Origin of the sequence: Corallincola luteus (assembly GCF_004336975.1) — a bacterium.
Classification (GTDB): Bacteria; Pseudomonadota; Gammaproteobacteria; order Enterobacterales; family Neiellaceae; genus Corallincola; species Corallincola holothuriorum.
On sequence record NZ_SJXE01000005.1, the window covers coordinates 27,842 to 44,813 of the forward strand.

Annotated in this window: 14 protein-coding genes; 8 read left to right on the forward strand and 6 right to left on the reverse strand. The window is 49.1% G+C overall.

Going from position 1 to position 16,972, the window contains the following annotated elements; all coding sequences use genetic code 11:
* The first annotated feature begins 69 nt into the window (after positions 1 to 69).
* The 3 genes from serB (at position 70) to EZV61_RS11235 (ending at position 2,651) form a co-directional block, all read left to right on the forward strand.
* Positions 70 to 1,191 carry a phosphoserine phosphatase SerB gene (gene serB, locus EZV61_RS19610; RefSeq protein ID WP_233496519.1) on the forward strand — a complete coding sequence of 374 codons (1,122 nt, stop codon included), beginning with the start codon at positions 70 to 72 and terminating at the stop codon, positions 1,189 to 1,191.
* Positions 1,191 to 2,141: an alpha/beta fold hydrolase gene (locus EZV61_RS11230; RefSeq protein WP_130567203.1), complete on the forward strand. Its 951-nt coding sequence runs from the start codon at positions 1,191 to 1,193 to the stop codon at positions 2,139 to 2,141. The genes serB and EZV61_RS11230 overlap by 1 nt, the downstream gene beginning before the upstream one ends.
* Positions 2,142 to 2,219: 78 nt before the next feature.
* Positions 2,220 to 2,651, forward strand: coding sequence for a GFA family protein (locus EZV61_RS11235; RefSeq protein WP_130567204.1), 432 nt, complete (start codon positions 2,220 to 2,222; stop codon positions 2,649 to 2,651).
* A gap of 71 nt (positions 2,652 to 2,722) precedes the next feature.
* On the opposite strand, the gene EZV61_RS11240 is transcribed toward EZV61_RS11235, so the two are convergent.
* Entirely contained in the window at positions 2,723 to 5,188 is a 2,466-nt protein-coding gene (locus EZV61_RS11240; protein ID WP_131415676.1) for a PilZ domain-containing protein, read from the reverse strand.
* A 182-nt stretch (positions 5,189 to 5,370) separates the two neighbouring features.
* Here EZV61_RS11240 and radA point away from each other — a divergent pair, with 182 nt between their 5' ends.
* Positions 5,371 to 6,732, forward strand: coding sequence for a DNA repair protein RadA (radA, locus tag EZV61_RS11245; protein ID WP_114339569.1), 1,362 nt, complete (start codon positions 5,371 to 5,373; stop codon positions 6,730 to 6,732).
* 83 nt (positions 6,733 to 6,815) lie between these two features.
* On the opposite strand, the gene EZV61_RS11250 is transcribed toward radA, so the two are convergent.
* Positions 6,816 to 7,433, reverse strand: coding sequence for a PEP-CTERM sorting domain-containing protein (locus tag EZV61_RS11250; RefSeq protein WP_114339430.1), 618 nt, complete (start codon positions 7,431 to 7,433; stop codon positions 6,816 to 6,818).
* A 411-nt stretch (positions 7,434 to 7,844) separates the two neighbouring features.
* Here EZV61_RS11250 and EZV61_RS11255 point away from each other — a divergent pair, with 411 nt between their 5' ends.
* Together EZV61_RS11255 and EZV61_RS11260 are read left to right on the forward strand one after the other, a co-directional pair.
* Positions 7,845 to 8,612, forward strand: a complete 768-nt coding sequence (locus tag EZV61_RS11255) for a ChaN family lipoprotein (protein WP_114339431.1) — start codon at positions 7,845 to 7,847, stop codon at positions 8,610 to 8,612.
* A gap of 14 nt (positions 8,613 to 8,626) precedes the next feature.
* Positions 8,627 to 9,055 carry a hypothetical protein gene (locus EZV61_RS11260; protein WP_114339433.1) on the forward strand — a complete coding sequence of 143 codons (429 nt, stop codon included), beginning with the start codon at positions 8,627 to 8,629 and terminating at the stop codon, positions 9,053 to 9,055.
* A gap of 214 nt (positions 9,056 to 9,269) precedes the next feature.
* Here EZV61_RS11260 and EZV61_RS11265 read toward each other — a convergent pair whose 3' ends face one another.
* Complete coding sequence (locus tag EZV61_RS11265) at positions 9,270 to 9,617, reverse strand: hypothetical protein (RefSeq protein ID WP_165569585.1); 348 nt, start codon at positions 9,615 to 9,617, stop codon at positions 9,270 to 9,272.
* A 391-nt stretch (positions 9,618 to 10,008) separates the two neighbouring features.
* Here EZV61_RS11265 and EZV61_RS11270 point away from each other — a divergent pair, with 391 nt between their 5' ends.
* Together EZV61_RS11270 and EZV61_RS11275 are read left to right on the forward strand one after the other, a co-directional pair.
* Positions 10,009 to 12,015 carry a DUF3857 domain-containing transglutaminase family protein gene (locus EZV61_RS11270; RefSeq protein ID WP_165569586.1) on the forward strand — a complete coding sequence of 669 codons (2,007 nt, stop codon included), beginning with the start codon at positions 10,009 to 10,011 and terminating at the stop codon, positions 12,013 to 12,015.
* Positions 12,016 to 12,023: 8 nt separating this feature from the next.
* Entirely contained in the window at positions 12,024 to 13,211 is a 1,188-nt protein-coding gene (locus EZV61_RS11275; protein WP_131415682.1) for a hypothetical protein, read from the forward strand.
* 59 nt (positions 13,212 to 13,270) lie between these two features.
* Here the strand turns inward: EZV61_RS11275 and EZV61_RS11280 are convergent, their stop codons facing one another.
* The 3 genes from EZV61_RS11280 to ettA all read right to left on the reverse strand — a co-directional run bounded on the left by EZV61_RS11280 (position 13,271) and on the right by ettA (position 16,928).
* Positions 13,271 to 14,572, reverse strand: coding sequence for an amidohydrolase (locus EZV61_RS11280; RefSeq protein ID WP_131415684.1), 1,302 nt, complete (start codon positions 14,570 to 14,572; stop codon positions 13,271 to 13,273).
* Between the two features lie 126 nt (positions 14,573 to 14,698).
* Positions 14,699 to 15,067, reverse strand: coding sequence for a PilZ domain-containing protein (locus tag EZV61_RS11285; RefSeq protein WP_114339441.1), 369 nt, complete (start codon positions 15,065 to 15,067; stop codon positions 14,699 to 14,701).
* A 196-nt stretch (positions 15,068 to 15,263) separates the two neighbouring features.
* Positions 15,264 to 16,928, reverse strand: coding sequence for an energy-dependent translational throttle protein EttA (ettA, locus tag EZV61_RS11290; RefSeq protein WP_114339443.1), 1,665 nt, complete (start codon positions 16,926 to 16,928; stop codon positions 15,264 to 15,266).
* Positions 16,929 to 16,972 lie beyond the last annotated feature (44 nt).

The window sequence follows — 16,972 nt, forward strand, 5'->3', positions numbered from 1 at the left end:
TAGGTGTCCTGATTTGTGAAGCAACGTCTTATCGTCTTCACATTAGACACTAGATTAAAGGGATAGCGTGTGAAACTAATCACTTTTTCTCTGGCTCCTTCGGCGCTGGATTGGACGAGTCGTGAAGTGTTGGGAAAACTGCTCGATGATGTGAGCTCTGGGCAGAGTTTATTGCAGGATGTTGCACTGACCGATGATGGCGCTCAACTGCGTATTGCAACCGAGGAGGACGATAAACTGACTCGGAGTTTGCAAGCGTATACCTTGGCCGAGCAGGAGCGTGTTGATCACATTCCTCGTCTGGGTAGCCGCTTGGTGGTGTGGGGGGCTGAGCTCAACCTGCGAGGTCTGGCGCTGGTATTGGACTATCTGAAGCAGAGCGATATCCCGGTTAATGGCATTCGTCCGATTGCTGATCTGGCGGAGCCCACTCAGTTAGGTGCTGTGGTTGTGGATCTAGCCAAGGCTGAGTATCCCGATCGTGCCACGTTGGCGGCGGTTGGCCAAACCCTGCAGTTGGATCTGAACCTGCTGGATCAAAACGCACCAGTATTGGATCAGCCAGGGTTGTTGTTGATGGATATGGACTCTACTGCGATCCAGATTGAGTGTATCGACGAGATCGCCAAATTGGCCGGTGTTGGCGAGCAGGTGGCTGAGGTCACTGAACTGGCGATGCAGGGTAAGTTGGATTTCGCCGAGAGCTTACGCGGTCGTGTCGCAACCCTGAAAGGGGCGAACGAGTCTATTCTGGCTGAGGTTGCTGGCGCTATCCCGCTGACGCCCGGCTTGGAAGCGCTGCTGGCAGTACTGAAGCAGCACCATTGGAAAGTGGCGATTGTTTCCGGCGGATTTACCTATTTCACCAGCAAGCTGGAACAGGATCTTGGCTTGGACTTTACCAGGGCGAACACGTTGGAAATTATTGACGGTGTTCTGACGGGCAGTGTGCAGGGCGATATCGTTGATGCGGCAGTGAAAGCGACAACGCTAAATGAGCTGCGTGACGAGTATGGCTTTACCCATCGACAAACGGTTGCAGCTGGTGACGGTGCCAACGATCTGCTGATGATGGCTGAAGCACGTATGGGAGTCGCATTCCATGCGAAGCCGGTGGTGCAAGCACAAGCGGCTACCGGCATCAGCTTGGGCGGCTTAGAGGGTATCTACTACCTGCTGGCCAGCGACTAATGCCAACCCTGCAATACCGTAGCCTGTTCGTCGAGCCTGTGGCTGGTGTCAGGCTACATCTGCGTGAAATCTGTCTGCCTGCTGGCCAGACCGATCAAGGCGCCCCCAGTCGTGGGGCGATCCTGTTTCTTCACGGCTCCATTGAAAATGGTCGTATCTTTTACAATGAGAAAGGGCGCGGCCTTGCGGCCTATCTGGCGTCTCAAGGATTTCATTGTTACGTTGCCGATCTGCGTGGTCGTGGCCTCAGTGAGCCCAAAGTTGGTCGCGGTGCTGACCACGGCCAGTGGGAATCTGTGGTGGAAGATATTCCGGCGTTGCATCGTTTTGTTGCTGACCGCCACCCACAAGGGGTGCACTGGATCGCTCATAGCTGGGGAGGCACCTTGGCTGCCGCCACGTTGATCCGTTTCCCTGAATTACGTCCACAAGTATTGAGTAAAACCCTGTTTGGGGTGAAGCGCCGGATCTCCGTCCGTAGTTTAGAATTCTATTTCAAGATGGGCGTTGTCTGGCAGGGGCTGGCGCCATTATGCAAGTTAGTGTGTGGCTACTTTCCGGCCAAGCCCCTAAAGATCGGTGCGGATAACGAACCTTGGGGAGCGATATGGCAGGTGACGCGCTGGACTCAGGATCGTCATTGGTGTGATCCCGTTGACGGATTTGACTATTCAGCAGCGCTGCAGGCACAGCATGCGGCTCTGATGAGTGAGCCCGTCTCTGACTATCGCTGGCCGCGAAGTTGGTTTCTTGCTGGTGCTAATGACAAGGTATTGGGACATCCAACGGATGTGCAGCTATTTATTGATGAACTGGGGGCTGCAGAAACCCGCTTTACTTTGTTGTCGCAGGTGAAAGGTTATCGTCACGATTACGGTCATATCGATATGTTGGTGCACCGGGACGCGGCACAGGATCACTTTGTCGAATTAGCTGACTGGTTGGACTAACCTCACTAGGTTATCTCTCTCCCTCGTCTGAGAGCGGATCCCGATTTTCATTGATACAGCGAAGATTAAGGAGCAAGGATGAGCAGCAAAGGAATTACCGGTCAGTGCCTGTGCGGCGATATCAAGCTTGTTGTAGCAACACCTCCCGATCACTTTGAAGCCTGCCACTGCGATATGTGTCGGCGTTGGGGTGGTGGCGCATTTTTGGCTTTTGATGGTGGTTGCGACGTTGTCGTGACGGGTACACCGTCTGTCTATGATTCATCTGAGTGGGCTGAACGTGGCTTTTGTGGCAGTTGTGGTTCCCACCTGTTTTATCGAATAAAGCAAAACCAGCAGTATATGTTACCCATGGGCTTGTTCCCTGAATTGAAACAAACGCCATTTACCCAAGAGATCTTTATCGACGAAAAGCCGAGTTACTACGGCTTTGCCAATGAGACGAAAAAGATGACTGGGGAAGAGGCGTTTGCGGCATTTACGGCGCAGGGGCGGGAGAACGAAGAGTAAACCTTTGGGGGCAGCGTAGTGTGAATGCCCCCTTATTAAGGGGGCATGCTGAAGTCGTGTTTCTTTGTTCGCTATTTTTTATTGATTGTGGGGTAGCGACTGAGTACTTCTTTTGTGACATCCACTAATTCACCGACACCGACGACATCCCACAGCTCCATTTCCAACTTCTTCGCTTTATGGATAGCGTACTGGCTGATATAGCTGAGCTCATCGTTGACGAATTCAATGTCTGGACGCCCAGTACGGGATAGGTGTACTTGCCAGGCGAAGAACTCTCCTTGATTAAGGCTGTCGAGAATAAACATGCGACGTTTAATCTCGTTTTCGAACTCATCGGCGTATCGGCACTGGGCAAAAGTCGGGATGCCATCACTGTCGGTTTGCAAGCGGATATAGAGTTCCAGGGTGATCGGCGGATCTTCCCGTTCCAGCTTTTTCAGAGGCACAAGGAGGTGTTCGTGAAAATGCTCGGCTTTCACTAGCGGGTATAGGTTGATGCCGCTTTTGTGCTCTTTATCAGCAATACGTTGTAGCAGTTCGCAGACCGGAGAGAAATGCTCACTGGCGGCGACGGTATCGATAGCATAACGGGCGCCGCGCTTATGCACATAAAATGGCGTGGTGGTAACTGCATGAGCGCTGATATTACGCAGTGCGTTGGACATACCATCAACCACTTGGGGTGATCTTAGTGCGGGTAGTTTCTTGCGGTTGGACTCGATCACTTGCGACAGAAAACGTTTCGCTTCCTGACTACCTAGTTCAGTTTTTAGTTTCAGGTGCAGTACGGTGTCGGTGGCGTTATGCCCGACAATCTCATAAGCCAGCTCTTCCAGACGGATCTTTTTGGTGAGCTTTTGCAACTGTGGCAGGGCAAGATGAATAGCATCGCCTACCTCACATGGGATCGGCTCGTCTAACTCTACCTGCAAGCCAGCGGAAGAGATATCTCGGGTAAACCCCTCAAAAGCTTTCTCTCCCAGTTTGAAAATCACCTGTGTCTTGTAAGCGAAGCGCGTTTCGCGTCTGAGGTTTGAAAAGCTCAATGCGTGCAGCTCAATGGCTGACTTGCCGCCGCGTTTATGGCCTAACGCTTTCAGTATATTAACTTGCGACTTGTCCCACTCGTTACTGGCATAACGCTGCACGCCGATCTCCGAGGTGACGTCTGAAATCAATACCACCTGGCGAACATCTTTAAGGCGTCCTTCGACACGTGGAGGAGGAGACTGCTGGTCTAGCTCTGGCCCCTCCCGTCCATCTTTTAAGGTGGTCAGGTTGGCGTGCGCAGGATGGATACCTGCGATAGTTAATTGCAAGACCTGCCAGCTGGGCTTATTGGCACCAAACCCCATGAAAACTTGTTTTTGCTGCTCTGACTCAAACTCACTTTCAATGGCGGAATAGTAAAACAGTTTGCCGCGGGCACTGTGAGTAAAGCAGTATATCAACAGAGGATCTTGGGGGGCTTCCCGTAATCTATTTAACCGTGCAGGTTGCAATACGCCATCCAGTTGCAGACGATACTCTTCGTCGCGCCAGTAGTGGATAATATGGCGATTATTCTCTGTCACTAGGGCTAACTCGGGGGTTAACGCCTCGTCGCGCTTGCCGCTGCAGAATACTGGCAGGGCACACATGCGGGGAAAGAAGTATTGCTCGTAGCCTTTGCAAAGTACCGCGTCGACGGCATGATCCAGATTCACCTTGTAGCGGCGTTTGTTGCCACGGATCAGACGTTCAAGAAACTCGTCGAACACAGGCTCGTTGTTGGCGCGCATCAGGCGTAAGCGTTGTTGGCCATTCAGGTGTTCATCGCTACCCATGACCACATATTCGATCCCTTTGCCCATTTCACCGAGCACATAGTCATCTTCTAGGCCCATCAGCTTGACGAGAATATGATCGCCCTTGGGGATCTCAAAGCTGTCGTCAACTTTAATACGTGCACCGCTCACCGAAAGATCTGTGGTGTTGCCTTCGATGACGACGCCATCGGCCAGCGTCACTTCGATGGAGATGGCATAATGCATCCGCTCTTCAGAACGCAGTACATAGCGACCAAATTGAACCAGCTTTCCTGGATAATGGGGGACTTTGCGGTTCGCCAGCAGCAGCGCTTCATCTTCTGCTGATTTTTTGCTGCTGGACTGAAGCTCAGAGAGTTGCTGTTCTTGTTGTTTTCGGTGCAATACGCGAAAGTTATTTTCGGTATTCATCACGTCTTCATAGACGCCCATGGTGTACACGCCGCGATAATCTTTCACGCTACGTTTAAAAGACTGTACCGCCATATCATCAAGGTAGTGCAAGCGACCATCATGCTCGAATGGATGACAGTTGCCGTTAACACGGCCACGTAAATCAATAACACGCACGCAAGGGGAGGCTAGGCGCTTAAGTTCCATTTTAATCAGGAAGCGCGCAGAGGGTGACTCGCTACGGGTTAATCGTGCGAGCATATCCTCAAAGTCTGGTTCTGCCACCAACGGTTTCAATTGGTCGATGATGGCGCTATACGCTGTGAGTTCCATGCGAGATTGTTTACTACCTACAGACTGACAAACGGGATAACTGACAGTAGAGTATCCCTCAATATTCTATTAATTATTATAGCGGCGTACATTTGACGCCTTACCCTAATGATTGAGAGAAGCAAATTCAATGCCATACACATAAATTTGTGGCATGGCTCAGCAGGATTATCGAGGTACTGATGGCAAAGGCAAAAACTGCCTACGTTTGTAGTGATTGCGGGGCCGATTTTCCCCGGTGGATGGGGCAGTGTGGCGAATGCCATGCATGGAATACCATCAGCGAGGTAAGACTGGCCGCGGCACCGTCGGCGCGGAGTGTGCGCGATGGTTATGCTGGCGCGGTGGCCGCACAGGTACAGACGTTGGCATCTGTCGATCTCAGTGAGCTTCCTCGTTTCAGCAGTGGTTTTGCAGAGTTTGATCGCGTGCTGGGAGGCGGCATTGTGCCCGGCTCGGCAACCCTGATTGGCGGTAATCCGGGGGCGGGTAAAAGTACTTTGTTGCTTCAGACCATGTGCCATATGGCGAATCATATGGGCGCTATCTATGTCACGGGCGAAGAATCATTGCAGCAGGTTGCTATGCGCGCCAAGCGCCTCTACTTACCCACCGACAAGCTAAAAATGCTATCTGAGACCAATGTCGAGACCATCTGCACGTTGGCGTTGAAAGAGCAGCCAAAAATCATGGTGGTGGATTCGATCCAGGTGATGCACATGGCGGATATTCAATCGGCGCCGGGCAGCGTTTCACAGGTTCGGGAGTCAGCCGCCTATCTCACTCGGTTTGCCAAACAGCACCAGATCGCCATCTTGATGGTGGGGCACGTCACCAAAGATGGTTCGCTGGCAGGACCCAAGGTGTTGGAGCATTGTGTTGATTGCTCGGTGCTGCTTGATGGCTCAGCGGACAGTCGTTATCGCACCCTACGGGGTCATAAAAACCGCTTTGGTGCAGTGAATGAGCTGGGTATTTTCGCCATGACCGGGCAGGGCTTGAAAGAGGTCAACAACCCATCGGCTATTTTCCTGTCCCGTGCCGAAGAGCACGCCGCTGGCTCGGTGGTGATGGTGATCTGGGAAGGGACGCGCCCACTGCTCGTCGAGTTGCAGGCGCTGGTGGATCAGTCGCCGTTGGGTAATCCGCGGCGCGTTGCGGTGGGTCTCGATCAGAACCGCTTGAACATGTTGCTGGCGGTACTGCATCGTCACGGTGGTTTGCAGATGGCAGATCAGGATGTGTTTGTGAATGTCGTAGGGGGCGTAAAAGTCACTGAAACCAGCGCCGATTTAACCCTGTTGATGTCGCTGGTTTCCAGCTTTAAAAACCGCGCTTTGCCTGAAGATATGGTGGTGTTTGGTGAGGTGGGTTTATCCGGTGAGATCCGACCGGTACCGAATGGTTTGGAAAGAATTTCTGAAGCGGCCAAGCATGGCTTTAGTCGCGCCATCGTGCCTTATGGTAATCGTCCTAAGCAGCCGATAGAGGGAATGAAAGTGGACGCGGTGAAGACACTGGCGGAAGCCTTAGAGCTGCTATAGCTGAGTGATAGGCACGTGAAGCAAGGTACGATCAAAAAAGGGCAGGTGATACCTGCCCTTCGTTTATGCCGTCGATAAGATGCTTAACCGAGGCGGCGACGCAGCCCAAGGCTGGCTAGTCCAAGGAGGAACAAACCAAAGATACCCGGCTCTGACACATCCCTTACCGTAATGGTGGTACGGAAAGCGGCTGTTGTGTCTGTGGTGCCGTCAAAGTTATTTGCCGTCCACAGCCAGTATGCATCACTGCTGATCTCGCCAAGTAGATTGCTACCCCAGACACCCGCTCCATTTTTATGCCATTCGGTGGCAGCGACATAATCAACGCCATTGGTGGTGACGTCCCATGTGCTGGATGTCAGGTTGATATTGTCCTGCCAGATGATTTCAGCGAGCAAGCCCGCAGGATTACCGCGAGAAGGAGCCCCGAAGTTTTGCACCACAAATCCAATACTGTAAGTGCCTGGATCTAAATCAAAAGTGATTGAGTCGGCATTAGTCCAGTTATTGACATTGGCACCTTTGTCTAACAGTAATGAGAAGTCTGATGGGTTAGATAAAGGGTTACAGCCCAAGTTCAAACAAACACCGAAATCGAGAATCGTGTTGTCCGCAGTGTAATTGATGGTAACGGGGGCAGCATTGACGGAAGCGCTGATAAGGGCGGTTAATCCAATAACTAGCTGACTGATCTTCGACATAATCTATTCACCTACGGCAATCTTTGGGATTAAGTGATACTAAAGAAATATCTAATGCAAAAATCGATCCTAATTAGCAATTGTTAATATTCTCAATTAGTTATATTTTGCCAGCAAAAGCAGAAATAAGAATGTGTAAATTTAGCTGACACTTTCTTGGTGCGTCATTGTTTTCTTCGCTGGTGATTTTTTCTCGTTTCTAGCTTGTTTGCTTAGTGGATGGTAGGTCGTTGTGCCGCCTTTCCTATTTGATCTAATTTGGCCACTAGGTACAGAGTCGTTTTCATTTCATAGGCACTAAAAGACACCTTGCATTACGAATCCCCACGGCCTAAATTAGCCCTGCAGTAAGGAAGCTGACCCTTAGACAAACGTTGTTGAAGGGATGATTACGAAAAAGGAGTTTTGTAAATGACCTACCCAAAGCTTGATTTAGCAGAAGCAATTGTTGAAGCACCTGGAAAGAACCTCTATCGCTTGATGGTTCGCCCCTCGACCCGCGTATTGGTTATGGGCGAGAACTACCACACTCACCGCGCGCATAAGTTGGAAGTTGTCCAAGCATTGCAGAAGCTGCGCTTTGCCGGGTTTGATTGCTTGGCGTTAGAAGTTTTCCCTTCAGATATGACACCCATCTTGCAGAGCTATTCACGCTCTGGAGAAGGAGCTGAGTTAATTTACGCGCATCTACACCAGTATTTTCCGCAGAACCCTGATTACTACATCGCACTGTTACAATCCTCACGAGAAATGGGTGTTGAACTTGTTGGTATAGATATGGAATATCGGAGATTTATTCAGGGGCAGCTGGAAGACGAACATGTTGAGCGCAACAGACACATGAGTGAAGCGATTGCCGTTCAAGTTGCGCAAGGCAAACGTGTAGTGGCGCTAATGGCTGTGGCCCATTCCACCGCGTTCTTAGGAAAGAGTGTGACCGACTATCTTAAGGAACAACATTCAATTTTAACGGTATCTGTCACGCTTACGGGCGGTATGGATTGCTTTGAACAACAAAGTTGTTTCGCTCAAACAACAAGAGCATCGAGACCAGATGTTTTACGTGCGGCACAGTCTAGTCAACTGTGGAAGAAAAGGTTCTTTGTTAAAGGCAAGTCGGTGAACTCCGCAGACTTTGTACTTCATCTCCCTCAAGTACCTATGGCTTCTGCACAATAGAGCGAGGCTTATGTATGAATACTGTTGTCGCACTAGCGATCTTTTTCTTCATCACACTTCCTGGTCGGGTGGATGCGGCTGATGGATTGGTAACTCCACCTCCAGAACAACCAAATTTGCAGCGAGAGTTTTACCGACCGTGTCTGAATTTCATCAGATCTAAGCGTTTTAAAGAAGCTTATATGACTTGTGAACAAGGCTACGTAGCTAATGAATGGTGGTCTTGGTGGGGACTTGTCAGGCTTAACCAGGCTTTTGATTTCAAGAGCGCGGAACTGATAGCGAAAATGCCTGACCCCTATGGTTTTCTGATCGAATCCCAATGTTTACTGCACTACAAGTTCGATGACGATAAAGCGGGTACCGCAGAGCTTTGTGCAAGCTCACCAGGGAAACGAGGTCCAAAGATCGCCGAGAAGTTGCGCCAGGATCTGCAGTTTTAACCAGATATTAAGAATAGAAAGCATGAATGCCTTGTTACCCTTTCTGATGTCGTTCAGGACACCGGCTCGCAGGCTTAGATTTCGTGCTGTTTATACGGCATGTTATAGGGCTTTCAGATTTGCATGTTCACTGGATAGCCGGATCGGTGATGTCCCTTCAGCGTCCAATAACTAATTAATGCTTCCGTTACGAGGCTTGTTACATCTCAACAGCTTACTGTGACTTCAGTTCAGTTGCTAAATCGGAGCTGTTTTTATAACAAGCAAACGTAAGCCGTTCGTTGTTTTTGAAGTCGACTCTCAAAATTGGAATGCCTAGAAATCTTCGCATCGCTACCTTGGTGATGTCATCTAAGTTTTTCGTGGCCGTGTAACCTGAAACTGGGTTGCTAAAGCAGAGCTTGCCGTCACCTACAATCAACCGAGATTCGAGTATTTTAGGTTGAATGTGTAACTCAAAGTGGTGCAACGCTCCTAAAATGATGAACCCCATTGCGACAATAAATAGTGCAAATGAATGCCAGTCAGAAAGGAGTGCAACCGCTCCGCCGGTAAGCCACATGCAGCGTGCTGCCATTCGCCATCGAGTTGCAGTTAGCTCATATAGGTTCTGATCAAAGTGATATGTCATAAGCAAGAACACATTAGCATTATTCGATTCTTTGGTGACAGAGTGCAGTTTAAATAAGGGAAAAGTTCTGTGGGAAGCGTCAATCCAGTGCCTACAGCGGTTACTAGAAAAGGTGGCTCATGACGACAAGCATAGGCCTCAGTAACTATGTGTGGAAATAGGTTTTGTGTGTGCGTTTAGCTGAGCTCTGAGGGCGTAGCAGAGAGGTGTGACAGGGATCTGATAAATCTGTTTGCAGATCTTTTGTTGGCTGGCCGACTTTTATTTAACCAGATGTTGCTTTTATAATGCTTGGCTGAAGTAATGCACAGGAATGGCATCGATGTATGTAAAAAGGATTATCAGCGCTCTGCTCGTCTATTCAGTATTGTTTGGCAGTGTCCATGCGGCTGATGCATGGAAAATCGCTCCGGAACCAAGCTGGATAACACCTATTACGGCTTCTCTAGACCGTGCTCCCAGCACTGAAACCATTGATTACCTTTTGTCTGACACGCAAGTCAATCTCACCTTATCCGAGCGTAATCTTTATCGACATTTTACCTATCGCATTAATGATTCTTTGGGGGTTGAGGAAAATTCAGATATAGAGATCGTGTTTAATCCTGATTTTGAAAAGGTGGTTTTTCATCACGCGAATATTCTTCGTGAAGGGAAGGTGATTGAGCGCCTTAATGTGCAGGATATCCGCTTGATTGACCTTGAGCCGGAAGCCGCGAGCAGAATTTACTCGGGTCATAAGCAGATGACCCTTTGGCTAAAAGGGGTTAGCCAAGGCGATGTCATTGATTACAGTTATACCTTGCAGGGGCAAAACCCTGTATTTGATGGTCACTTTAATTTCTTCTTCGATTTAGGTTGGGCAATTTCAGTTGAGCATTTAAGCCTGCGTATCGTCACTGATAAAGGGAAGCCGCTAGCTCATAAATTTATAAACAGTGACGCTGAATTGATTGAAACGATGCATGGGGAACACCGTGTGTATAGCGTGTCTATGCAACATACGCAGATGGTGCATCAAGAAGGAGACAATCCAAGCTGGGAAGTCGTTTATCCTTATCTGCAAGTTTCTGATTTTTCTTCTTGGCAAGAAGTTGGCGAGTGGGCTGTTAACTTGTTTGACCGAGCGGATACATCGTTATCGCAGGATCTTATTGATTATATTGCCGATTTAAAGACTTTACCTAAAAAGCAGGCAATTGAAAAAGCGTTAAGCTTCTCGCAAGAGAAGGTGCGTTATTTGGGTATTGAGATTTCTGAGAATTCTCATCTTCCGCATAGTCCATCTGAGGTCTTTGCCAATCGTTATGGGGACTGCAAAGACAAATCATTGCTATTGGCGACCATGTTAAATGCCATCGATGTTCAGGCTGCACCCGTGCTTGTATCAACTGAAAGTCGTCATACTATTGCGCAGTTTTTGCCTGCTTATAACTTGTTTAATCATGTTATCACTACGTTTGATTTTGATGGGAAACGCTATTGGGTTGATCCTACTATGAGCCACCAGGCGCTGACGTTAGAGGCTATTTCACAAGCTGAATTTGGGATGGGATTGATTGCCAAAAAAGGGAGTGATCAGTTAACGATGATGCCTGCGTCTCAAGCACATCAGAATCTGATCCGTATTCGGCAGCAGTATAAAGCCGCTGATTATGCGTCACCTGTGGAGTGGCAGATATCGACTACGTATTCGGGGCGAGAAGCGGACTATATGCGTTATCGGATTGCAAGTGTCGGCAGGCAGCGTCTAGAGAAAGAGTATTTTAACTACTATTCACAACTGTTTGCTGGCATCGATAAAATTGGCAGTATTGAAGTTCAAGACGATCGCCACACTAATCAACTCGTTGTTACTGAAAACTATTTGCACCCTAATTTTTGGACTGTCGACGGCAGTGCCGCTCGATTCTCTTTCTATACAGATGTTATCGATAGCTATATCAAACTGCCTACCCAAGTGAATCGAAACCAATATTTGGGTTTATATGGGCAAGTGCAAGTGCATCAACAGCTAGAGTTGGTTTTGCCTGAGCATATTGATTTCTCAACCACGGCAGAGCGAACAGTATTAGAAAATGATTTTATTCGTTTCGAAACAGAGCTGAGCTACGAACATCGTAGACTAATTTATCGCAGTGACTATGAGACTAAACAGAGATTTGTGCCTCCTGAGCAAGTCAGCGAGCATATTGCTTTGTTGAGAAAGGCACGGAAATTTCTTGAATATGGAAACAGTATTACTCATGTCACCAGTGAACCGTCTTATGGCTCTATGAGCAAGTTGGTGCATTACATCCAGCAACAACAACGCAAGACGGCACTCTAAGGAAAGAGATGATGAAGATTAAGTATGGGATGGTGGCTTGTTTGTGTTGTTTGGTTCTTGGTTGTGCCTCCAATGGGCAAGGTGCTGGTAGCCAATCCGTCAATAACGCCAATGCCGCTGATAAGGTGCTAAACACCTTAGATAGTATGGATAGTCAGTCTGACGTGGCAGCCGCAGAAACTGATAATGGTTTTGCCAGTGTGAATTTTTTTCGCGCTTTTGCGGCTGATGCCGCGAAGGCGCCAGTCGCCACACTGGATAAACATTTCTCTAATCGCCCGGCGAAGGCTTACATCAAGACGATTTACCCTGACGAATCTGAAGCCGGCTTTGTTGATGTGTCATGGGATAAACTACTTCCTACAACATTTCATAAGATGATGGAACAAGTCGCAGGCCTCGAACGATGGGAGTTTATCCATAGCCAGACAGAAGGAAACTATATTCAAAGCTACTTTGCGTTGGGCTCTGATGATAGCTTTGATTATTTGTGTTTCACTTGGGATCGTGACGAACAAAACATCGTCAATATTCGGCAGATGCTGTATCGCTATGGTTTAGCAGAAGCTTTGGTGGCGATGGATCGCGTGATGGAGTCGAGCGAGTATACACAGCTGGAAAAAGTGTCATTTATTCAAACAATGCATGCGATTAATAATAGGGAGTATGTGCTGTTTGATAAGTACTTTTCTCTGCTGTCGCCAGAATTACAGAGCGAGCCATTTATCCGAGATCGATTACTAAAAGACGTTGCAGTAGGGATGGATGAGGAGTGGCTCTCATTCGTTGAACAGCAATGGACGACAACACCTCAGACGCATAGCAGTTTTTATGGATATTATTTATCCCGGAATGATTATGATAATGCCGTCGTAACTCTGAATAGCCTACCTGAGTTCATCGCTAATCATGTAGGAATTCACATCGAACAAACGGCGCTGTATTTGGAGATGGATAAGATCGGCCTGGCTAACCACTACGCGAATGAATCTATTCTTAGCGATCCGTACTTAACGACACCCTATTACTATAAATTGATGATTTCCTTAAAAGCCATTGATTATGAAGGTGCGCTGTTAACCCTGCATGTATTAAGGGATCGCTTCAACGTTGAATATTCAAAAGCCGATATACTCGAGATGGAAGGAGGAAAGGAGTTCACCAAATCGAGTTTTGGTAGACGTTATTTTGGTTGATTCTGTCATCAGCAATAAAGGCGAGCAGAGACTCGCCTTTATTATCTCAGGTGTGGTTATTATCGATATGTCTGCAAATAATCCACCGCTAACTGCGTCATGGTTTGTGTGCCCACGGTGAGTGCGGACTCGTCGACATAGAAGCGGGGAGAGTGATTACTAGGAGCGGTCAGAGGGTTCTGCTCTGCCGGCGTGACGCCCAGGAAGTAGAAGAACCCTGGCACTTCTTGGGCGTAGTAGGAAAAGTCCTCAGCACCGGTGATGAGCCCCATCTCTCTTACATTGTCTTTGCCTGCCACGGTATTAAAACGCTCAACGACAAAATCTGTCAGTGATTTGTTGTTAACGGTGACGGGATAGCCCTTGAAAATGGTGACCTCAGCTTTGGCGCCCGCGCTTTCTGCGACTAGCTTGGCGGTATGCTCAAGCTTTTCGTGGATCTGCTCGCGGATCCCCATGTCGAAGTTACGGATCGTGCCGATCAACTCAACACTGTCGGGAATGATGTTATTGCGAATGCCGCCGTCAATAACGCCAAATGAGATCACCGAAGGTGCTTTAGTTACATCAACCTGCCGACTGGCAATGGTTTGTACCGCCATCACGATCTGTGACGACACAACAATCGGGTCAACACCACCCCATGGGCGAGAACCGTGGGTTTGTTTGCCGTGTACGGTAATTTTGAAACGGTCTGCACTGGCCATGGCTGGACCACTGCGGTAACCAATTACGCCTGCGGGCAGGGTGGAGGTGACGTGTTGGCCAAAGACCGCGACCGGTTGGTGCTTCTCAAATAAGCCTTGCTTGAGCATCAAAGCTGCCCCGCCTTCCTCCCCTTCTGGCGCGCCTTCTTCCGCAGGTTGGAAGATAAATACCACTTTTCCGGGCAGTTGTGATTTGAGTGCGACTAGGTTCTTCGCTGTGCCCATCAACATCGCCACGTGGGTATCGTGACCACAAGCATGCATGACACCGACTTTTTGGCCTCTAAATTCGGAGGTGGCATTTGATGCGAATGGCAGGTCAACCTGTTCGGTGACCGGTAACGCATCCATATCGGCACGTAGCGCTATCGTTGGGCCGGGCAGGCCACCCTCAAGCACGGCGACAACACCGGTATGGGCTATGCCTGTTTCAACGGTTAAACCTAGCGCTTTCATCTGCTTGGCGATATAGACACTGGTTTCAAATTCGCGGTTACTGAGTTCTGGGTGTTGGTGCAGGTGGCGACGCCATTCAATGACTTGTGCTTCGGATGCACTATTAAGTTTGGCTACGGCGGTTGGTTCAATCTGTGTCGCATCGACGGTCATGGCGCTAGCAAGCAGTGCCGTCGCAAGAATAGTGGATGTTTTCATATCGGTTCCCTGGAAAGGAGTTGATTGTTCAACGCATCTTTATTGTTTTTGTGCGTTTTATTTAGCCGTTCCAGAGTAGAGAGTTTGCCGCTCACTGTCATTACTGTGAGCGGCAGAAAGAGAAAACTATAGTGCGGGCGGATGGCTCAGATCGGCCAGTTCTCTGTACAGTAGATCTTCATCGCCGACATTTAACTCAATCAGGCGCTTAAGGTGGGAGACACTTTCGATCCCGATATGGTGGCAATTCCAACCTAAATAATGAGCCCGTTGATGGGATAGCTCTACTTCCATCTCTATTTCGACATCAGAGCCGTCTAAATGAAAACAGAGTTTATAGTCAGCGTCTTCGTCGTAAACCCAATCTTTGGGTTCAGCCACCAATGCGCCTTTTAGAGACAGGTCGATCAGCTCAGTGCTAACGCTTTTATCACCAGTGACAATATTGACCGGTGTTGAGAATACGATTCGGGTAAATCTTCTTTTTTCGAGCATCAGGTTTTAAATCCATACATTCGGCAGAGACCAATGTTACCTAGCAATCATAGTCAGCCCTGTGTCTGTTGAGAAGTCAGGTGAGTGATTGAGTCCTGCCTCAGATCACAGGCTTTGCAAATAGATCGTGGCGAAACAGCGTTTTAGGGCATAAAAAAGCCCAGACGAGTCTGGGCTTTCACGACCAACAGAGAGGTTAGCCAATCTTCTTGTACTTGATGCGATGGGGTTCGATCGCTTCTGGCCCAAGGGTTTTCTTTAACCAGGTTTCGTAGTCAGAGAAGTTACCTTCGAAGAAGTTAATCTTACCTTCGTCACGATAGTCGAGTATGTGAGTGGCGATACGGTCAAGGAACCAGCGATCGTGCGAGATAACCAGGGCGCAGCCCGGGAAGTCCAGCAGCGCATTTTCTAATGCACGCAAGGTTTCAACGTCAAGGTCGTTGGTTGGTTCATCCAACAGAATGGTGTTACCACCGGCTTTAAGTAGCTTGGCCAGATGCACACGGTTACGCTCACCACCAGACAACTCACCAATCCGTTTGTTTTGGTCGCCACCTTTGAAGTTAAAACGGCCGACATAGGCGCGGCTGTTGATCTCGACGTTACCGACAGTGAGGATGTCTGCGCCTTCTGAGATCTCTTCCCACACGCTCTTTGTGTCATCCATGGTGTCACGGAACTGTTCTACGGCAGCCAGTTCCACTGTGTCACCTATGGTGACCGCACCTGAATCGGGTTGCTCTTGCCCTAACAACATACGGAACAGGGTCGATTTACCGGCACCGTTAGCGCCGATAATGCCAACAATGGCTCCTTTCGGTATGCTGAAACTGAGGTCATCAATGAGCAGCCGGTCACCATAGCCTTTCGACAAATGCTCAACATCGATCACTTTGTCGCCTAAACGTGGACCGGGCGGGATATAGAGCTGGTTCGTTTCATTCCGTTTCTGGAAATCTTTATTTTGTAGCTCTTCAAAGCGTGCCATACGGGCTTTACTTTTTGCCTGACGACCTTTGGGGTTGGTGCGAACCCACTCCAATTCTGCTTCGATCGACTTCTGGCGCGCTTTCTCAGAGGAGGCTTCTTGCGCCAAACGCTGATCTTTCTGTTCTAACCAACTGGAATAGTTGCCCTCCCAAGGAATGCCCTGGCCACGGTCAAGTTCGAGGATCCAGCCCGCGACGTTATCGAGGAAGTAACGGTCGTGGGTGATCGCCACCACGGTGCCGGAATAGTCGTGCAGGAAGCGCTCCAGCCAGGCCACTGATTCCGCATCTAAGTGGTTTGTTGGTTCGTCGAGTAGCAACATGTCTGGGTGTGCCAACAATAAGCGGCACAGTGCGACGCGGCGCCTTTCACCACCTGACAACACCTCAATTTTGGTGTCCCACTCAGGTAAACGCAGGGCGTCGGCGGCACGTTCGAGGGCGTTATCCAGGTTATGCGCATCTGATGTGGCCAGGATCGCCTCTAATTCGCCTTGCTCTTTGGCCAGCGCATCAAAGTCGGCATCCGGCTCGGCATAAGCGGCGTAGATAGCGTCCAGTCGAGTCATCGCATCTTTAATATGGGCGACAGACTCTTCGACGATTTCCCGAACGGTTTTGTTTGGGTCTAGTTCCGGCTCCTGTGGCAGGTAACCGATGTTGAGTCCCGGCATGGGGCGGGCTTCACCCTCAAACTCGGTATCGACCCCAGCCATAATGCGCAGCAGGGTGGATTTACCTGCGCCATTAAGACCAAGTACACCAATTTTGGCGCCTGGGAAAAAGGAAAGGGAAATATCCTTAAGGATGTGACGCTTTGGTGGAACGATTTTCCCCAAGCGGTGCATTGTAAAGACGTATTCAGCCATATCTGCCGGACAACTCTTGTTAGTCATTAAGGGAGGATTACGGC